This window comes from Streptomyces sp. sk2.1 (assembly GCF_008120935.1).
Classification (GTDB): Bacteria; Actinomycetota; Actinomycetes; order Streptomycetales; family Streptomycetaceae; genus Streptomyces.
Genome location: NZ_RDBO01000054.1, coordinates 1 through 2,470, shown reverse-complemented (window position 1 = coordinate 2,470; position 2,470 = coordinate 1). Strand labels below are relative to the sequence as shown.

Annotated in this window: 2 protein-coding genes and 1 pseudogene; 1 reads left to right on the top strand and 2 read right to left on the bottom strand. The window is 73.4% G+C overall.

Annotation, left to right across the window (positions count from 1 at the left end):
- Together EAO76_RS17210 and EAO76_RS17205 are read right to left on the bottom strand one after the other, a co-directional pair.
- Positions 1 to 228, bottom strand: a 228-nt coding sequence (locus tag EAO76_RS17210) for an FAD-binding protein (RefSeq protein WP_262375551.1), incomplete at its 3' end; no start/stop codon positions are given.
- Between the two features lie 27 nt (positions 229 to 255).
- Positions 256 to 1,387 (bottom strand): annotated as a pseudogene (locus tag EAO76_RS17205) (ATP-binding protein); the annotation flags it as partial.
- Positions 1,388 to 1,888: 501 nt separating this feature from the next.
- Here EAO76_RS17205 and EAO76_RS17200 point away from each other — a divergent pair.
- On the top strand, positions 1,889 to 2,470 hold a 582-nt coding region (locus EAO76_RS17200; RefSeq protein WP_148836847.1), incomplete at its 3' end, for an FAD-binding oxidoreductase.

The following is a 2,470-nucleotide window of genomic DNA, read 5'->3' as shown; positions in this document are numbered from 1 at the left end:
GTCGCCGCCGTAGCGGGCCACGGTCAGGGCGTGCACGTTGTCGGCCGTGGTGCCCCAGGCGACCGAGTGCGCGCCGCAGGAGTTGTTGCCGATCATGCCGCCGAGGGTGCAGCGGCCGTGCGTGGAGGGGTCGGGCCCGAAGGTGAGGCCGTGCGGGGCCGCGGCGGCGCGCAGGTCGTCCAGGATCACGCCGGGCTGGACGACCGCGGTGCGGGACGGGGCGTCCAGTGCGACGATCCGGTCGAGGTGACGGGACCTTCGCGGGGGCGCGGGTGAGGAGCTCCTGGGGCAGCATCATCAGGGCGCCGGTGCCGCCGCGCGCGGACGGGCGGAACGACACGGTCAGCCCGTGCTTGCGGGCCAGCCGGCCGACGACGGCGAGGCCGAGCCGGGTTCCGGACAGCCCCGTCAGGTCCCGGACGTCGGCGGACACCGCGCGTTCGGCGCGGCGCAGCTGCACCTCGCTCATGACCAGGCCGCTGTCCTCGACGGTCAGCACGATGCCGGCCGGGACCTCCTCGACGTACACGTGGACCTCCGCCGTGGGCGGCGAGAAGTTGGCGGCGTTGTCGAGGAGTTCGGCGAGCGCGTGCATGACGCCCTCCGCCGCGTGACCGGCCACGGCGACGTCGCTGGTCGAGTGGAGCCGCACCCGCTGGTAGCCGCTGATCCGGCCCATCGCGCCGCGCAGGATCGACTCCATCACGATCGGCTTCGCCCAGCGCCGGCCGGAACGGGCGCCGGTCAGCACGGCGATGGAGTCGGCGAGCCGGCCCGCCTGGGCGGTGCGGTGGTCCAGGTGGAGCAGGTCGCCCAGGACGTCCTCGGCCGCGTGCCGGTGCTCCATCTCGCGCAGGTCGGCGAGCATGCTGGTGGACAGGGCCTGCATCCGGCCCGCGGCGTTGGCGCAGGCGGCGAGGGCGGCGGAGCGCTCGGTCTCGCTGCGGGTGGCACGGGCGGTGAGCCGCTCGATCTCGGCGGTGAACCGCTGGGTGTCGGCGGCGGCCTGGGCCGCGGCGCGGGCGGTCTCGGCCTCCGAGGCCGACCTGATCCGGGCGGTCTCGGCCGCGGCGGCGGACTTGATCCGGGCGGTCTCGGCGGTGAACCGCTGCCCCTCGGCCGCGGAGGCGGACACGAGGCGGCTGATCTCACCGGTGAACCGCTGGTCCTCCGAGGCGATACGGGCCCGCATGCGGTTCGCGGCGCCGCGGGCGTGTACGGCGGTGGCCACGGCGGCGGACAGCAGCACGGCGGCGGCGCCCGCACCCCAGGCCAGCGTGGTCCGCACCGAGTCGGGGGCAGCGACGACCGCCCACAGGCACAGGGCGCCGGTGACGGCCAGCGATATCAGCAGGGCCGCTGCGGTCGGCCGGGATGAGGGGCTCAATGGGAGTCCTTGGGAGTCCTTGGGGGAAGCCGGTGCGCAGGAGGGCCAGGTTCGCTGGGAGTCCTTGGGGGAAGCCGGTGCGCAGGAGGGCCAGGTTCGCGTCGCTGCCCCCGACTCGGTGCGGACCACGCTGGCCTGGGGTGCGGGCCGAACGGTCTTGCGGGTGAAGCAGGTGAAGCGGGTCAAGCAGGCTGAGCGACCGATTATCGGCCTCGGTCGGCTTCGGTCGAGGCCGGTCGAGTTCGCTCGGTTTGAACCGCCTGGTTCCGGGAGGTCTCGGACGGTTCGTCACAGCAGGAGCAAAAGAGACAACTGGAGCTGATGATTCCAAGGTAAGTCGAGGTCACTATATGAGAATTGGCGCTCTCTTTGGGAAGCGCTTGTGGTGTTTTCTGTTGCGTATGTGATCACGCGTCCGACGTATTCCGACGTAGCGGCGTATTCACGGGAAATACGCGGCTCCGGGCGGCCGGGCGGCCCGGTCGGCGGCATCCTGGATCCATGGCCGCACACCGGAATCCGACGGAACGCCCCGCACTCGAACGGGCCCTGCGCGCCGAGGTCCGCGGAGAGGTCGAATTCGACGCCACCGCACGGGCGTTGACGACGATGGATGCCTCCAACTACCGCCGCGTACCGCTCGGTACCGTCGCCCCGCGCGACGCCGACGACGTCTCGGCCGCCCTCGCCGTCTGCCGCGAGCACGGGGTTCCCGTGGTGCCGCGCGGCGGCGGAACCTCCATCGCGGGCCAGGCCACCGGCACCGGCGTCGTCCTCGACCTCACCCGTCACCTCGACCGGATCGTCGCACTGGACGCCCCGTCCCGCACCGCGGTCGTCCAGCCCGGCGTGATCCTGGACGACCTGCGCGCCGCCGCGGCCCCGCACGGCCTCACCTTCGGGCCCGACCCCTCCACGCACGGCCGCTGCACCCTCGGCGGCATGATCGGCAACAACTCCTGCGGCGCGCACTCGGTCGCCTGGGGCACCACGGCCGACAACGTGCACGCCCTGACCGTGGCCCGCTACGGCGGCGACACCCTCCGCCTGGGCCGGGCCGCGACGACCGGCCTCCCCGACGCG